Raw genomic sequence first — 15048 nt, forward strand, 5'->3', positions numbered from 1 at the left:
CCATGTCAGAGGGAAGGGGCCGCATCACGCGGCTGGGATGCCACACGGGCGGCGCGGGCTTGAATGCGGTCGATCAGCAGGCCACGGGCGGCGGGCAGGGGTTTGTCCCCCATCTGCGGCGCGAGGCGATGCTCCATAAAATAGCCGGTGGTCGCAAGCGCGGCTGTGATCTCGCTGTCCTCGGCACTGCCTTCGCCGCGCAGAACGGGGGGCAGCGCCAGCAGGTGGTGGACCCAGTTGCCCGCGCCCTCGGCGGTGACGGCGCGGCCGGATTTTGGCGACACATAGACCAACCCGTCGGTGCGCCCCGTGACGGCGCAGGCGTCCAGATCCAGCGCAAAGCCCATGTCTTCGAGCAGCGCAAGCTCCCACCTCAGATAGGCCAGTGGCCAAAGATCGGGTTGCCCCAGAAGATCGAGCAATTGCTCGCTGCGCTGGTACAAGCCCTCGTGCGGGACGCGTTCGGGCAGGCAAAACCGCAGCAGCGACACCACCGCGTTCAATCCGGCAAGGGCGATTCGGTCCCCCAGCGCGTTGGCCGCCCGCGACCGCTGCGGCTCAAAGGTGAATGCGCCGATGTGATCCTGCAGGCGGGCGCGCCACCGCAGGTCCAGCTGCGCACCGGGTTGCAGATGCGGGGCCATCTTGCGCGAGGTGCCGCCGCGCAGAATGCCCGCATGCCGCCCCTGCGTCGGCGTAAACACATCAAGGATCAGCGACGTCTCACCGTGCCGTCGCGTTGCCAGCAAAATTCCTGTGTCACGCCATTCCATAGCGGGAATTTGGCGCGGGGCAGGGGGCAGGGCAAGGGTTTCTAAACGGCATTGTGTGACAAGGGCGTGAGGAACACGGATGGAGGTGCTCATGCCGCGGAGCCTGTTGGCCCTTGTTTTGATCTTGGTCGGTCTCGCTTTGGGGGGTGGATTGTCGGCGCAGCCGCCCTTGTTGGAATCGCGCGGTGCCTTTGTCGCGGTGGCGCAGCCCTTGGTGTCCGGCACGGCATCTGCCATCATTCCGACCCGCAGCGAAGGGCAGGCAGGGGTTTTGCAACTGGACGGGGGCACAACCGGCGCGCAGGCCAGCCTGTTTGCAGGGCGGGCCGCCAATTCGCTGTTTGCGCCTTGGCCCACGCGGCACGGCGGGCGCAACATGTTGCCGGTCAGCCATGGCCCCGTGGCCCGTCTGCGCGACCTGATCGCCGAGGCGGAGGCCGGACCGGCCCAATATGACGCGGTGCAATATGGCGCGCGGATCAAGCCACCCAAGCCGCCGACCCAGATGACGATCGGTGAAATCTACGCGTGGATTCAGGCCACACCGCGCCAACCCCATGCCATCGGGCGCTATCAGATCATTCCCAAAACGCTGCGGGGGTTGGTGCGAAAGTCAGGGTTGCCGTTGACCACACGGTTCAGCCCCCAAGTGCAGGACCAGCTTGCGGACATTCTGCTGGAAGAGGCGGGGCTAAGCGCCATGCGCAAGGGCGCGCTCAGCCGCAAGGGTTTCATGAACAACGTCGCCAAGATCTGGGCAGGCCTGCCAAATTCGACGGGACGGTCGCATTACCACGGGTATGCCGGCAACAAGGCTACGATGAGCTGGGCGCGCTACGAACAGCAGATGCGGCAGATCTTTCCCGATGCGGGGTGACCCACCGCGCCCTTAACCCAGCGATGGATCATCCAGAAGATGCCGCCCTGCGCGGTCTTCGACCTCGATCACCCACAGATCGGGATCGAAGGACCGCTGGCGGCTGATCGAGGCATCAACCTCGGATTCAGGTCCGGCGCAAAGTTCGGACCATGTCCGCGCGCCGGTCATCAGATCGAAGCTGCGGGAAAAGGCGCGCGCCGCCCCGTCCAACGTGGCCAGTTTCACCAGCACCGCCCCGGCTGTGTCATCGCCATGGGCGGTCACAAAGGCAGGAATATCCTGCAGACGCAGCCGGGTCAGATAGGCATCGACCCAGAAACGGGTGGTCAGGCGCTGAGTCATGGGTGGGCGCGTCCGCTGCGTGGGCCGTTCAGGTCAGGCATTGCCGTCTTTGAAATCCAGCCCCATCTCGGAATAGCGCTCCGCCTCTTCCAGCCAGTTCTCGCGCACTTTGACCTGCAGGAACAGATGCACCTTGCGGCCAAGGAATTCGGTCAGCTCTTCGCGTGCGGCCTTGGACACAGCTTTGATGGTTTCACCGCGATGCCCAAGGATGATCCCCTTGTGCCCGTCGCGGGCCACATAAACGATCTGATCGACGCGGGCCGAGCCATCCTTGCGCTCTTCCCAGTTCTCGGTCTCGACCGTTAGCTGGTAGGGCAGTTCCTGATGCAGCCGCAGGGTCAGCTTTTCGCGGGTCATCTCGGCGGCGATCATGCGCATGGGCAGATCCGCGATCTGGTCCTCGGGATACAGCCACGGCCCCTCGGGCAGCTCTGCGGCCAGCCAGCCACGCAGAGCGTCAACGCCATGACCGCGCTCTGCCGAGATCATGAAGGTGCGGGCAAAGCTGAACTCTTCGTTGAGGCTCTGCGACAGGGCCAGCAGATCCTCTGCCTTCACGCGGTCGATCTTGTTGATGGCGAGCGCGATCTTGCGCCCCTGTGGCAGATCGCGCAACCCGTCGAGGATCCGGCGCACCCCGTCGGTCAGGCCACGGTGGGCCTCGATCAGCAGCACGACCACATCCGCATCCGCAGCACCGCCCCAAGCGGCGGCCACCATGGCGCGGTCCAACCGCCGCCGCGGCTGGAACAAACCGGGCGTGTCGACAAAGATCAGCTGGCTGTCCCCCTCCATCGCGACGCCGCGAATGCGGGCGCGTGTGGTCTGGACCTTATGGGTCACAATGGACACCTTGGCCCCGACCATCTGGTTGGTGAGGGTGGATTTGCCTGCGTTGGGCTCTCCGATCAGGGCGATGAAACCGGCGCGTGTGGTCATGTCTTGCGTAAAGATCCTGCTGATGAAGGCGTCCCCATAGCGGGTTTCGCATCATTTCGCCATAGCACATCTGCACGCGCGCGTCGCGGGCTTTGGGATCAGGTCTTGGCGCGCCGTTCCCGCAGCAGCGAATAGATCCCCGAGGCGACGATCAGCGCCGCACCGCACAGGGTCAGCGCGTCGGGCCGTTCGTCAAACAGCCAATAGGCGAGAACAAGCGCCACCAGCAGACGGGTGTAGCGAAAGGGGGCGACCACAGCGACCTCTCCGGTGCGCATGGCCTGCGTGATTGCGGTGTATCCGATGGTGCCGATCACGGCGGTGGCACACAAAAGCAGGGCGGCTGTGGGGTTGGGTAGGTGCGCAGGGCCGCCCTCGAACAGCATAATCACACATCCGGCAAAGGTCACGACGGCAAAGCCAAGCACCCCCAATTGCGCCGCATGCACATGCAGCGGCGCGGTGCGTGTGGCCAGATCGCGTCCCGCAAAACCGATCATGCCAAGCACAGCCAGAATGGCGTTGGCCTGGAACGCCTCGGGCGTGGGGCGGATGATCAACAGCACCCCCACAAAGCCCACGGCCATGGCCGCCCAACGGCGCGGCCCGATATGTTCGCCCAGCACAACCGCAGCCCCCAGCATCACCACCAAAGGCGCAGCCTGAAGAATGGCGGATGTGGTCGACAGGGGCGTGTAGGCAAGGCTGAGCGCAAAGAACAACCGCCCCATGATCTCGAACGCGGTGCGGATCAGCAGGCCTTTTTTCAGGTATTCGCGGGTCCAGACCGTCACGCCCTGCTGGCAGGCGTAAAGCGCATAAAGCAGCATCGCCACCAGCCCGAATTGCACCGTCGCCACCCCGGCAGAGGCCCCCTGCGCAGTGGCTGCCTTGAACAAGGCGTCTTCGATGCCAAAGCCGATCATGGCGAGGGTCATCCAAAGCGCGCCGCGAAAATTATCTGTCATGAAAGCCCGTTCGCCGTTTTTCCCCTTCCTGAGCCAGTTTTACAGCAAATTCCAGTGGGGTCTTGATGTGCACGTAAAAAGTGTGTTGTCGTTGGCGGGAATTTTGAGGCGGTTTTTATGACATTCATTGTGTGCGCCGCGTTTGGCGTTGTGATCCTGCGCGTTTTACTTGCAAAGAAACCCAAAGCGCGCAATGCGCCCGGCCGACAGCCATGGCCCGACAGGCCGTCCAAACCCGCCCGAAGTGAGGCGACATCCGTAGCACCGCCCGAACCTTTCGCGCCCGATCAGGCCCGCGCGCCAGATCATCCCGAAACCCTATGCGGCCCTGCCTATGTTGTGGATGGCGATACAATCCGGGTGCAAAAGACACAAATCCGGTTGTTCGGGATCGACGCGCCAGAGCTGGACCATCCGTTTGGAAAGAAATCAAAATGGGAGATGGTGCGCCTGTGCAAAGGGCAGCGCATTCGGGCCGAGATTCTGGAACGCGACCATTTCGGGCGCGTCGTGGCGAAATGCTACTTGCCGGATGGGCGGGACCTTTCCGCAGAGCTCGTCCGGGCGGGGCTGGCGATTGATTGGCCCAAATTCTCGGGCGGGTGTTACAGCGATCTAGAGCACGCAGACGCGCGAAAGCGGATGTGGCTCGCTGCTGCCCGCCAGAAAGGGCACATGGGGCTGTGGGACAAATACGAAAAGCGCGCCCGCGCCCCGGCGGAGGATCAGTCCAGCTGATCGAGAAGGGCGCGTGCGGCGGCCTGTTCGGCCAGACGTTTGCTGCCTGCGGTGGCTGTGGCGGTCTCGCCATTGTCGATGCGCGCCTCGATGGTGAAGACGGGCGCATGATCGGGGCCTGACCGCTCCACAGTGACGTAGCGTGGCGGGGACATCTTGCGCGCCTGCGCCCATTCCTGCAGCGCTGTTTTGGCGTCCTTCGCGTCGTCGTCCACCTCGGCGATGCGCGGCCCCCAGAGACGCAGGATCATCTCCTGTGCGGTCTCGAAACCGGCATCGAGATAGACAGCGGCAATCAGCGCCTCCATGGCGTCGCCCAGCAGCGCCTGTTTGCGCCGTCCGCCCGACATCTGTTCGGACCGGCCCAGTTTGAGCGCATCGCCAAGCTGGATGTCGCGGGCGACGTCGGCGCAGGCCTCCTTGCGCACCAAAGCGTTGTAGCGCGGGGCCAGTTGGCCTTCGCTGGCCTTGCGGTCATGCGCCAGAAGCGCCTCGGCCATCACCAGACCCAGCACGCGGTCGCCCAGAAACTCCAGCCGCTGGTTGTCGCCACGGGTGGGGGAGGACATCGACGAATGGGTCAGGGCGCGGCGCAGCCGGTCCTTGTCGCGGAACGAATAGCCCAACCGGTCTTCTAGCGCTTTGGCCTCTGGTGACAGTTTCATGCGCAGCCTCGAACCTTAGTCGACCTTTTTGAAGAAGCGATCACCGCGCCACGTCCAGAAGAACAGCATCGACCGGCCCGCGGACGAGAACATCACACGATCCGCACGACCGACGAGGTTTTCAAACGGCACCATTCCAACGCCGCCGACCATGCCGGACACACGGCTGTCGGCGCTGTTGTCGCGGTTGTCGCCCATGAAAAAGAAGTGACCCTCGGGGACTTCGTAGACACCGGTGTGGTCCGAGCTTTGGTCGCCGATGTTCAGGATGGAATGCGACACGCCACCGGGCAGGGTTTCGGTCATGCGGGTCTTGGTGCAGGTGCCGCCCTCGCCCACAGGGCCGTTTTCACAGCGCGGGCGCAGACCTTGGGGGCCTTGGGGGGCTTGCGTTTCGGTAAAGGTGCCAGCGGGCTCAACCGGCACTGCCTCGCCATTGAGGTACAGCTGGCCGTTGCGCATCTGCACGGTGTCGCCGGGCAGGCCGATCAGGCGCTTGATGTAGTCACGCCCCGAAGACGGGTGACGGAACACCACCACATCGCCGCGCTCCGGCTCGGAGCCGAACAGACGTGTGTTGTCGCCATCGGCCCAGCCGCAGATATCCTTGGCATCGATATCGATGCCGACGCTGGGCACGATGACCGAAGGGCAAGAGGCGTAGGAGTAGCCGTAGGCCATCTTGTTCACAAAGAGAAAGTCACCGATCAGTAACGTGTCTTTCATGCTGCCCGACGGAATCCAGAAGGGCTGAAACAGGAAAGTGCGAAACACGCCTGCGATCAGCAAGGCATAGACCACCGTCTTGATCGTTTCGACGATGCCGCCCTTTTTCTCTTCGGTTGTCATGAAAAGCCCCTTGAACCCAAATATAATGCGCTTAGTGCGCGGCAGGGCAGGGCGTGTCAAGCCAGCCGTCGCGGTGTGTCAGGCTTTGACGGGGCGTGCTTCGATCACGACAAAGGCCTGCGCCCATGGGTGGTCGTCGGTCAGGGTGACGTGGATGATGGCCTCGTGACCCTCGGGTGTCATCTCGGCCAGCCGTTCCGCCGCCCAGCCGGTGACGGCCATGACCGGTTGGCCGGTGTCGAGGTTGGAGACCGCCATGTCCTTCCACGCGATGCCCATGCGCAAACCGGTGCCCAAGGCTTTGGAGCAGGCCTCCTTGGCGGCCCAGCGTTTGGCATAGGTGCCGGCCACATCCCGCCGACGCTCGGCCTTGGCCTGCTCGGTCGGGGTAAAGACGCGGTTGCGGAACCTGTCCCCGAACCGGTCCAAGGTGCCCGCGATGCGGTCGATATTCGCAAGATCGGTGCCGATGCCTAAAATCATGCGCCGTTAGCTATGGCGTGGCACGCCCCTGCGCAAGCCATCAGTCTGCCGCATTGGCATAGACATGGGTGATACGGTCGGCACACACGCCGCCAATGGCGGTAAATGCCTTGTGATCGGCGCGGTCGAAATCCTCGATCCGCAGTCCGGGAAAGGCAAAATACTTGTCCTCGACGACATCGGGGCGGCCTGCGGCATAGATCACGCGGCTGATCCCGGCAAAGCGCATCGCCGCAAGGCACATCTCGCAGGGTTGCAGGGTGGTCAGCAGGGTGCAGCCGCTCAGGTCCGGGTCGGATAGCGCGCGGGTTGCGGCTGAGATCGCCACGATTTCCGCGTGGCGGGTGGGATCGTGGTGCAGATGGACCTGATTCAGCCCGCGCGACAAAATGGCGTCACCGCGCATCACGGCGGCTGCAATGCCAGCCTTGCCGCCATCGTCGACCTCGGCCAAGGCCCGGTCAATCAGATCGCGCATGGTGTCGATTTCTGCGGAGGTGGCATTAGGCATGAGCGCTGTCCTTTGCTGAGATGCACAGAACAACGCCGCCGCAGCCGCGCAGGTTGCACGGGCCGCGGCGGGAGGACGTAAAATCAGGCGCGGGCTTCGTCCATCAGGCGGCGCATCTCGGCGATGGCGGGCTGGAGGCCCAGGAAAATCGCCTCGCCAATCAGGAAGTGACCGATGTTCAGCTCCATCACCTCGGGGAAGGCGGCCACGGGTTTGACCGTCTCATAGGTCAGTCCATGGCCTGCGTGCACCTCAAGCCCGAGCGAATGGGCGTAGGCTGACATCTCGCGCATCTTTTCCAGCTCGGCGCGGTGCAGATCCATGTCGCCGTCAACAAAGCTGTCGCAATAGCCGCCGGTGTGCAGTTCGATCACCTGTGCGCCAATCCTGTGCGCGGCATCGATCTGGCGTTTGTCGGCGGCGATAAAGATCGAGACGCGGCAACCTGCCTCGCGCAGGGGCGCGATGAAATGCGCCAGCCGGTTTTCGTCATTGGCCACTTCCAGCCCGCCTTCGGTGGTGCGCTCCTCGCGCTTTTCGGGCACGATGCAGACCGCATGCGGTTTGTGCCGCAGCGCGATGGTCTGCATTTCATCGGTGGCGGCCATCTCGAAGTTGAGCGGCACGCTCAGCGCGTCCATCAGACGTTCGATGTCGGGGTCGGTGATATGGCGGCGATCCTCGCGCAGATGGGCGGTGATGCCATCGGCGCCCGCATCCTCGGCCAGTTTGGCGGCGCGGACGGGATCGGGATAGGCGCCGCCACGGGCGTTGCGAACGGTGGCGACGTGGTCGATGTTCACGCCAAGGCGCAGGCGGCCAGCGTATTGGGTCATGACAGGGTCCTCACGAGGGGCGCGGTGTTTGACAATTTGATCAAACGGTAGCGCCCCGCGCGGGAAAATAAAAGCGGCCCCTGCCGGTCAGGCTGTGACATGGGGCCGCTTTGGCGGTCAGCTTCCGGTCATCACCGCAAATTCGATGCGGCGGTTGCGCTCGCGCCCGCGGGCGGTGGCGTTGTCCGCGATCGGCTGGCTGTCGCCATGGCCGACGACGCTCAAGGCGGACGGCGACACGCCCAAGGCGCTGAGCGCATCGGCCACGCTTTGCGCGCGCAGGGTGGACAGGCGGCGGTTCAGTTCGGGATTGCCTTGGGAATCGGTATGACCGGAAACACGCAGGGCGATTTGCGGGCAGCTTAAAACGGTTTCCGAAATCGCCTCTAGCAGCGGACGGCTGTAGGGCTGCAGCGCTGCGCTGCCGGAATCAAAGGTGATCCGGCCACTGATCGAGATCGCCTTGAACCGGTTCTGGCAGTCCTGCAGGCTCAAGCCCCCGGCAGGCGCTGCACCGACAGAGGCAAGGTTGAGCGTCTCCGGCGCGGCGGTGCTGCCGTTGCGGTTGAAGGCAAGGTTAAAGCTGAAGGTGGCCGAGGGGATCACGTCTACATCCACCGTCTCTTCGAGGCGCTGAAGGCGTTCCTCCAGCTCGAAGGTCGAAATGCTGTAGGACACCGGCTGGGCCGAGGCGACGGACACCGTGTCATTATCAAGCAGCGTCACGATCACATCGGTCTGGAATTCACGGCTGAGACCGACAAAATCCATCGTGTAGGGCAGGGTGATCCGTTTGCGGCGCAGCGTCTCAAGGTCGTTCAGCACCGCCGGGGGGATCTGCAGGGAGATCCGCGCTTCGGGGTCTTCGAAGGTTTCAAACAGGATGAACCGCAGGCGCACGTTGCGCATGTCCACCTTGGTTTCGACGCTGTCGAGATCGACAATCAGCTCGGCCTTGCCGGCCTCGTCAATGGTGCCGCGAAAGCTTTGAAAGCTGTGGACCTCGACCTTTTCGACATTCTTGATGGTCTGAAAGCTCAGGACCGATTGGCTGCCATCCAGCGTCCAGCCTTTGGCAAAGGGATCTGCCGATTGGGCAAAAGCGGCCGGTGCCAGCAGGGTCGCTGCCACGGCGGCCTGTTTAAAAATCTTCCACATAAAGTTATCCCCAGGTTTGTAATTCAATATCTTGTGTCTATCCCAAGGTATTGTGGTACGGTTGATTCGATAACTATTATTTTTCAAAACTTGCTTAAGTTGTAGAAGCGCGGGTTTTGACGGGCATGGGGGTGTTCGATGAAGCATTTTTTAGGCGGTTTGGCTGTCGGGCTTGCGGGCTGGGCGGGGTATATGGTGCTGGCTCCGGGACAGCGGGCTGCACCAGATGTAGTGCCCACGCAGGAGGCGATTGCGGCTTTGACCGCTCCGGCGGGCGCAACACCTGCGCCAGAGCCACAACAGACTGACGCAGATGATTGGGCCGCTGTGCGTGCAACGCGCGATCCGTCAGCGGTGGCGATGTATCTGTCGCAGCATCCTGACGGGCCGAACCGCGATGCGGCGATGGCGTTTCTCAACGAATTGCTTGTGCCTGATGACAGGGCGTCTGTGACGCGGGGCATTGCCGCGCCTTTGGCCCCGGCGCAGGCCGCGTCGGCAGGGCCTGATTTCTCGGACGCGTCCATGTGGGCGGAGGGCGCAGCCCCCGTCACAGGGTTCCGGGCCAGCGATCTGGACACGGTCCTGACGCTGATGCCCAGCTATCCGCCGCTCGAAGGGTTGCCCGCCGCCGCTTGGCAGGGCAAGGCCTGCGCCGATTGCCACAGCCTGACCGTGACCGAGCTTTGCGGCCATTCCGAGCTGTACAACACCGCGAATTTCGATTTCGACGCGGGCACACAGCACCCCTTGGGCGCGTCGTTCAAGAGGATGCTGGCAGGCTGGGCGGAAAAGGGCTGTCCCTAATGGCCACTGGCCGCGCCCCGATCAGCGGGCGCGGTTCTCTGCCTTGCGCTGTTTAAGCTCGGCGAATTTGGCGGCAATCGCGCCTTTGCGCCGGTTCTGGAACGCGGTGATGATCGGCAGCGAGATATAGTAGCAGATCGTCGCGCAGATCATGCCGGGAATGATCCCGCCGATCATATAAGGGTAGAACACCTCGTGGTAGAAGATCGACAGGTTGGTCCAGTCGACCTGATGGCCGGTCAGCACCGCCCATAGATTGTCCCACAAATCGTCGCCTGCTTTCAGGAACTTGGACACCAAGCCGCCGTCGTGGCCGTGATGGCGGGCGTCAGGGCCGGGGTCGTTCAGACCCAGCAGCCAATACCCCATTTTCATCGACACAACGCCGATGGGCACGTAGGTCAGCGGATTGCCAAAGAATGTCGCAAGGATCGATGCCAGCAGATTGCCCCGCATGACAAATGAAATGATCGCGGCGGTGACGAAATGCAGACCATAGAACGGGGTAAAGGTGGTAAACACCCCCGCCCAGATCCCGCGCGCAATGCGATGCGGGGGATCAGGCAGACGGTTCAGGCGCAGACGCACGTAGCGCGCCGCACGGCCCCAACCCCCTTTGGGCCATAGCGCGTGAAGCACGATCCGCCAGATCGGCCGTCTGTCGCGTCGCTTGAACACCTGTCAGGGCCCTTTATTCCGCCGCCTCCGGCGTGGTTTCCAGTTCGGGATCGCGGCGCCGTTCGACAGAGGCGACCATGCTTTCCGCCTCAAGGGCAGAGATCACCGAATGCAGATGTTCGGCGTCACGTAGATCGATCTCCATCATGATACGGTAAAAATCCGGTTTTCGATCCTGAAACGTCATGTCCGAGATATTGGCCTTTTGCTCGCCAATCAATGTGCAGATTCGTCCCAGGGCACCGGCGTCGTTGCTCAGCACCATTTCCAGCGCGACCGTGTAGACGGGCGGGTGGGTGCCATCGGCCCAATGCAGGTCCAGCCAGCGGTCGGGCTGGTCCTCAAAGACCTCCAGCGCGGTGCAGTCGATCGCATGGACAGACACGCCGCGCCCACGGTGGGCAATGCCGACAATCCGTTCGCCAGGCAGGGGCTGGCAGCAGGCGGCGCGTGCGAACCCCTGACCGCCAAGGCCGACAACAGCGCGCTGGACCTCGACCTCGTTGTCTTGGGCAATGACCAGATTGGGATAGACGGATTCGACGACCTCGCGGGTCGTCAGCTCCGCCGAGCCAAGCCGCGCCAGCAGGGTTTCAACATCGCTAAGCCGCAAGGTGGCCGCGGCCTTTTCCAGCACCTTGTCGGTGGCTTTCTTGCCATGCGCGTCAAAGGCCGCGCGGGCCAGTTCCAACCCCAGACGGGCAAAGCGTTCCTTGTTCGCCTCGCGCAGGGCGCGGCGGATCGCGGTCTTGGCCTTGCCGGTGGTGGCGATGTCCAGCCAAGTCGCCTGCGGGATCTGCCCCTCGGCGGTGATAATTTCCACCGATTGCCCGTTTTTCAGACGTGTCCAAAGGGGCACGCGGATGCCATCGACCTTGGCGCCCACACATTTGGAGCCGATCCGTGTGTGGATCTGATAAGCGTAATCCAACGGCGTCGCGCCTTTGGGCAGCTTGACCACATCGCCCTTGGGCGTGAAGCAGAACACCTTGTCGGAATACATCTCCAGCTTGACCGCTTCCATAAAGGCGTCGTGGTCTTCTTCGCTGTCGAACTGTTCGGTCATCGAGGCGATCCACTTTGCCGGATCGACGGCAAAGCGGTTCTCGGCGGGGGCGCCATCACGGTAGGACCAATGCGCGGCCACACCGGTTTCGGCGACTTCGTGCATTTCGCTGGTGCGGATCTGAACCTCGACCCGCTTGCCGTCGCGCCCTGATACGGTGGTGTGGATCGACCGGTAGCCGTTGGATTTCGGCTGGCTGATATAGTCCTTGAAGCGGCCCGGCACCGATTTCCAGCGCTGGTGGATCGCGCCCAGCACGGCATAGCAATCCGCCTCAGAGCGTGTGATCACGCGAAAGCCGTAGATGTCCGACAGGCGGGAAAAGCCGATCTTCTTTTCCTGCATCTTGCGCCAGATGCTGTACGGTTTCTTGGCGCGGCCATAGACCTCGGCATCAATACCGGCCTTGTCCAGCTCATGCCGCATGTCCGAGGTGATCCGGTGGATGACGTCACCGGTTTCCTTTTGCAGCGTAATAAAGCGGCGGATGATGGATTCACGCCCCTGCGGGTTCAGCACGCGAAAGGCCAGATCCTCCAGCTCCTCGCGCATGGACTGCATCCCCATGCGCCCGGCAAGCGGGGCGTAGATGTCCATGGTTTCACGCGCTTTTTGCAGCTGTTTTTCCGGCTTCATCGCCTTGATCGTGCGCATGTTGTGCAGACGATCGGCCAGTTTTACCAAAATGACCCGCAGGTCTTTGGACATGGCCATGAACAGCTTGCGAAAGTTTTCCGCCTGTTTGGTTTCCGAGCTCGACAACTGCAGGTTTGTCAGCTTGGTCACACCGTCGACCAGCTCGGCCACATCCTTGCCGAACTTCTCCGACACCTCTGTGTAGGTGGATCGGGTGTCTTCGATGGTGTCATGCAACAGCGCCGTGACGATGGTTGCATCGTCAAGTTGTTGCTCCGTCAGGATGGCGGCCACCGCAACGGGATGTGTGAAATAGGGCTCTCCGCTTTTGCGGAACTGCCCCTCGTGCATGAGGCGGCCATAATCATAGGCCGCCTTGATCAGCGCTTCGTTCGTGCGCGGATTGTAGTTGCGAACAAGAGCAACAAGATCCTCGGCGGCGATCATGCTGCCTGGCCCAGCCTTAACCCTGACCCTGTGCTTCCATCAGGGCGCGCAGCAGTTTTTCCTCGGACATGTCGTCGTCCTGCGGTTTGTCCTGCTCGGCACCCATCAGCAGCGCCATGGCGTCGTCTTCGGGTTCGTCGACTTCGATCTGCGTCTGGTTCGATTCGATCAGACGTTCGCGCAGCTCGTCGGTGGACTGGGTTTCCTCTGCGATTTCGCGCAGCGCCACAACGGGGTTCTTGTCGTTGTCGCGGTCCACGGTGATCGCGGCGCCCGATGAAATCTCGCGCGCCCGATGGGCGGCCAGCATCACCAGATCAAAGCGGTTGGGAACCTTATCGACGCAATCTTCTACCGTCACGCGGGCCATGTGAGTGCTCCAGTCCTAGGGTGGATTCTTCTCGAGAAAACTCCACTTAGCGCGGTCGGCCCGAAGATACAAGTCAAAGCCTGTCGATCCTGCGCACCTCGGCCACAAGGTCTGTGGGCAGCGCGTCATGCAGTTCGGCCACGGTGCGGTGCAGAACCGGATGGCGCCAGTCGGGGGCCACATCGCGCAAGGGGACAAGGACAAAGGCCCGTTCATGCAGGCGCGGATGGGGCAGGATCAGTTGATCGGGGGCGCGCCGCATCTGTTCGTCGGCGGGCAGATCGTGCCAGCGGGCATAGGTGTCCGCATCAGGGTGGATCCGGTCGCCGCAGGCCAGCAGGTCAAGATCAAGCGACCGGCTGCCCCAACGCTGGATGCGTTCGCGGCCGAAATCGGCCTCGATCCGGTGTAGCCGTTCCAGAAGGTCCGCAGGATCGGCGCATCCGTCGGGCAATTCCACGGCGGCACAGGCGTTCACATAGTCCGGTCCGGCCCCTGCGGGAAAGCAGGGAGTGGCATAGAATGCGCTGGTCCGAATCACGTGAATGCCGTGTTCGGGCATCGCAGAAAGCGCGCTGTCAACGGTGTTAAACGGATCTAAACCTTTGGATCCCAAGTTGGATCCCAGCGCGATCAAGAAAACTTGTGCCATAATTCCTTTTTCACTACCCTAAAGAGACATTTCTGCGTCTTGCTACATTGGATCAAAGCATTACTTTTATCGGTCAAGGCCGTCATCGGGCTCTCCCTTACACTCACGTCGGAGACGGTCTGTATTAGTTGAAAGGACTTTTGATGTTTTACAAGGATGAGCGCCTCGCGCTTTTCATAGACGGCTCGAATCTCTACGCGGCGGCTAAATCTCTCGGTTTTGATATCGACTATAAACTGCTGCGGCAGGAGTTCGCCCGTCGCGGCAAGATGGTTCGCGCCTTCTACTACACCGCTCTTCTGGAAAATGACGAGTATTCGCCGATCCGCCCGCTGGTGGACTGGTTGCACTACAACGGCTTTACCATGGTGACGAAGCCCGCGAAGGAATACACCGACAGCCAGGGCCGCCGTAAGGTCAAGGGCAACATGGATATCGAACTGACTGTCGATGCCATGGAGCTTGCGCCCCGCGTTGACCATATCGTTCTGTTCTCGGGCGATGGCGATTTCCGCCCGCTGGTGGAATCGCTGCAGCGTCAGGGCGTGCGCGTGTCTGTCGTGTCGACCATCCGCAGCCAGCCGCCGATGATCGCGGACGAACTGCGCCGTCAGGCGGACAACTTCATCGAGCTGGACGAACTGCGCGATGTGATCGGCCGCCCTCCGCGTGAGGTTCCGATGGAACAGCGCGGGTTTGAGGTCGCCGCCGCGAAATGATGCACTAGCTCGCCTTTGGCGCGGGAGTGTTCCGCGTCGAAGGAGAGCTGCCTGACATGAAACGGACGACCGTATGCCGATAGATTGGGCCGCCGACGCCGCTGCGTTGGGCGGCCTTTTCCTTGCCGCCTTTGGTGCCGCAACGATCCTGCCCTTCCAGTCCGAAATCGTTTTCGCAGGGCTGCAAGCCACGGGGCAGTGGTCTGTGGCGTCCTTGGTCGTGGTCGCCAGCATTGGCAACACGCTGGGCTCCGTGGTGAATTACGGGATGGGCCGTGCGGTGGAACGCTACCGCCACCGCCGCTGGTTTCCCGCCAACGACCGGCAAATGGCCCGCGCGCAGGACTGGTACGCGCGGTGGGGCGTTTGGTCGCTGCTGCTGTCATGGGCCCCGTTGGGCGACGCGATTACTTTGGCGGCGGGCATCATGCGCACGCCCTTGTGGCTGTTCGTCCTGCTGGTCGGCTTTGCCAAGACCGTGCGCTACATTGTGTTTGCGTGGATTGCATCGGGTCTGCTGTGACTGGA

General features: G+C 62.5%; 19 protein-coding genes. 5 read left to right on the forward strand and 14 right to left on the reverse strand.

Going from position 1 to position 15048, the window contains the following annotated elements; genetic code table 11:
- Positions 1 to 5 precede the first annotated feature (5 nt).
- Entirely contained in the window at positions 6 to 773 is a 768-nt protein-coding gene (recO, locus tag ACN5AZ_RS13275; protein WP_419429364.1) for a DNA repair protein RecO, read from the reverse strand.
- A 91-nt stretch (positions 774 to 864) separates the two neighbouring features.
- Between recO and ACN5AZ_RS13280 the strand changes: the two genes are divergently transcribed.
- Complete coding sequence (locus ACN5AZ_RS13280; protein WP_419429365.1) at positions 865 to 1650, forward strand: hypothetical protein; 786 nt, start codon at positions 865 to 867, stop codon at positions 1648 to 1650.
- A 12-nt stretch (positions 1651 to 1662) separates the two neighbouring features.
- On the opposite strand, the gene ACN5AZ_RS13285 is transcribed toward ACN5AZ_RS13280, so the two are convergent.
- The 3 genes from ACN5AZ_RS13285 to ACN5AZ_RS13295 all read right to left on the reverse strand — a co-directional run bounded on the left by ACN5AZ_RS13285 (position 1663) and on the right by ACN5AZ_RS13295 (position 3905).
- Entirely contained in the window at positions 1663 to 1995 is a 333-nt protein-coding gene (locus ACN5AZ_RS13285) for a DUF1491 family protein (RefSeq protein WP_419429366.1), read from the reverse strand.
- Positions 1996 to 2028: 33 nt separating this feature from the next.
- Complete coding sequence (era, locus tag ACN5AZ_RS13290; RefSeq protein ID WP_419429367.1) at positions 2029 to 2937, reverse strand: GTPase Era; 909 nt, start codon at positions 2935 to 2937, stop codon at positions 2029 to 2031.
- A gap of 98 nt (positions 2938 to 3035) precedes the next feature.
- On the reverse strand, positions 3036 to 3905 hold the full coding sequence (locus tag ACN5AZ_RS13295; RefSeq protein WP_419429368.1) for a DMT family transporter: 870 nt from the start codon (positions 3903 to 3905) through the stop codon (positions 3036 to 3038).
- A 117-nt stretch (positions 3906 to 4022) separates the two neighbouring features.
- Here ACN5AZ_RS13295 and ACN5AZ_RS13300 point away from each other — a divergent pair, with 117 nt between their 5' ends.
- Entirely contained in the window at positions 4023 to 4643 is a 621-nt protein-coding gene (locus ACN5AZ_RS13300; protein ID WP_419429369.1) for a thermonuclease family protein, read from the forward strand.
- On the opposite strand, the gene rnc is transcribed toward ACN5AZ_RS13300, so the two are convergent.
- From rnc to ACN5AZ_RS13330, 6 genes are all read right to left on the reverse strand, one after another.
- Positions 4631 to 5308 carry a ribonuclease III gene (gene rnc / locus ACN5AZ_RS13305; RefSeq protein WP_419429370.1) on the reverse strand — a complete coding sequence of 226 codons (678 nt, stop codon included), beginning with the start codon at positions 5306 to 5308 and terminating at the stop codon, positions 4631 to 4633. The two genes, ACN5AZ_RS13300 and rnc, sit on opposite strands and share 13 nt — an antisense overlap.
- Before the next feature lie 15 nt (positions 5309 to 5323).
- The gene (gene lepB / locus ACN5AZ_RS13310; protein ID WP_419429371.1) at positions 5324 to 6157 is read right to left on the reverse strand and encodes a signal peptidase I; all 834 of its coding nucleotides are present in this window, start codon (positions 6155 to 6157) and stop codon (positions 5324 to 5326) included.
- 78 nt (positions 6158 to 6235) lie between these two features.
- Positions 6236 to 6640 carry a holo-ACP synthase gene (gene acpS, locus ACN5AZ_RS13315; protein ID WP_419429372.1) on the reverse strand — a complete coding sequence of 135 codons (405 nt, stop codon included), beginning with the start codon at positions 6638 to 6640 and terminating at the stop codon, positions 6236 to 6238.
- A 40-nt stretch (positions 6641 to 6680) separates the two neighbouring features.
- Positions 6681 to 7151 (reverse strand): nucleoside deaminase, encoded by a 471-nt coding sequence (locus ACN5AZ_RS13320; RefSeq protein WP_419429373.1) that lies wholly within the window; start codon positions 7149 to 7151, stop codon positions 6681 to 6683.
- 83 nt (positions 7152 to 7234) lie between these two features.
- Positions 7235 to 7987: a pyridoxine 5'-phosphate synthase gene (locus tag ACN5AZ_RS13325; protein ID WP_419429374.1), complete on the reverse strand. Its 753-nt coding sequence runs from the start codon at positions 7985 to 7987 to the stop codon at positions 7235 to 7237.
- Positions 7988 to 8104: 117 nt separating this feature from the next.
- Positions 8105 to 9145: an OmpA family protein gene (locus tag ACN5AZ_RS13330; protein ID WP_419429375.1), complete on the reverse strand. Its 1041-nt coding sequence runs from the start codon at positions 9143 to 9145 to the stop codon at positions 8105 to 8107.
- Positions 9146 to 9283: 138 nt separating this feature from the next.
- Here ACN5AZ_RS13330 and ACN5AZ_RS13335 point away from each other — a divergent pair, with 138 nt between their 5' ends.
- The gene (locus ACN5AZ_RS13335) at positions 9284 to 9952 is read left to right on the forward strand and encodes a hypothetical protein (protein ID WP_419429376.1); all 669 of its coding nucleotides are present in this window, start codon (positions 9284 to 9286) and stop codon (positions 9950 to 9952) included.
- A 21-nt stretch (positions 9953 to 9973) separates the two neighbouring features.
- Here the strand turns inward: ACN5AZ_RS13335 and ACN5AZ_RS13340 are convergent, their stop codons facing one another.
- The 4 genes from ACN5AZ_RS13340 to folK all read right to left on the reverse strand — a co-directional run bounded on the left by ACN5AZ_RS13340 (position 9974) and on the right by folK (position 13801).
- On the reverse strand, positions 9974 to 10630 hold the full coding sequence (locus ACN5AZ_RS13340) for a DUF2062 domain-containing protein (RefSeq protein WP_419429377.1): 657 nt from the start codon (positions 10628 to 10630) through the stop codon (positions 9974 to 9976).
- A gap of 13 nt (positions 10631 to 10643) precedes the next feature.
- Entirely contained in the window at positions 10644 to 12779 is a 2136-nt protein-coding gene (locus tag ACN5AZ_RS13345; protein WP_419429378.1) for a RelA/SpoT family protein, read from the reverse strand.
- Between the two features lie 16 nt (positions 12780 to 12795).
- Entirely contained in the window at positions 12796 to 13149 is a 354-nt protein-coding gene (gene rpoZ, locus ACN5AZ_RS13350; RefSeq protein WP_419429379.1) for a DNA-directed RNA polymerase subunit omega, read from the reverse strand.
- 73 nt (positions 13150 to 13222) lie between these two features.
- Positions 13223 to 13801, reverse strand: coding sequence for a 2-amino-4-hydroxy-6-hydroxymethyldihydropteridine diphosphokinase (gene folK / locus ACN5AZ_RS13355; RefSeq protein WP_419429380.1), 579 nt, complete (start codon positions 13799 to 13801; stop codon positions 13223 to 13225).
- 143 nt (positions 13802 to 13944) lie between these two features.
- Here folK and ACN5AZ_RS13360 point away from each other — a divergent pair, with 143 nt between their 5' ends.
- Together ACN5AZ_RS13360 and ACN5AZ_RS13365 are read left to right on the forward strand one after the other, a co-directional pair.
- Positions 13945 to 14520, forward strand: a complete 576-nt coding sequence (locus ACN5AZ_RS13360) for an NYN domain-containing protein (RefSeq protein ID WP_419429381.1) — start codon at positions 13945 to 13947, stop codon at positions 14518 to 14520.
- Positions 14521 to 14593: 73 nt separating this feature from the next.
- Positions 14594 to 15043: a YqaA family protein gene (locus ACN5AZ_RS13365; RefSeq protein ID WP_419429382.1), complete on the forward strand. Its 450-nt coding sequence runs from the start codon at positions 14594 to 14596 to the stop codon at positions 15041 to 15043.
- The last annotated feature ends 5 nt before the right edge of the window (positions 15044 to 15048 follow it).

It is taken from the genome of Sagittula sp. SSi028, assembly GCF_048553715.1.
Classification (GTDB): Bacteria; Pseudomonadota; Alphaproteobacteria; order Rhodobacterales; family Rhodobacteraceae; genus Sagittula.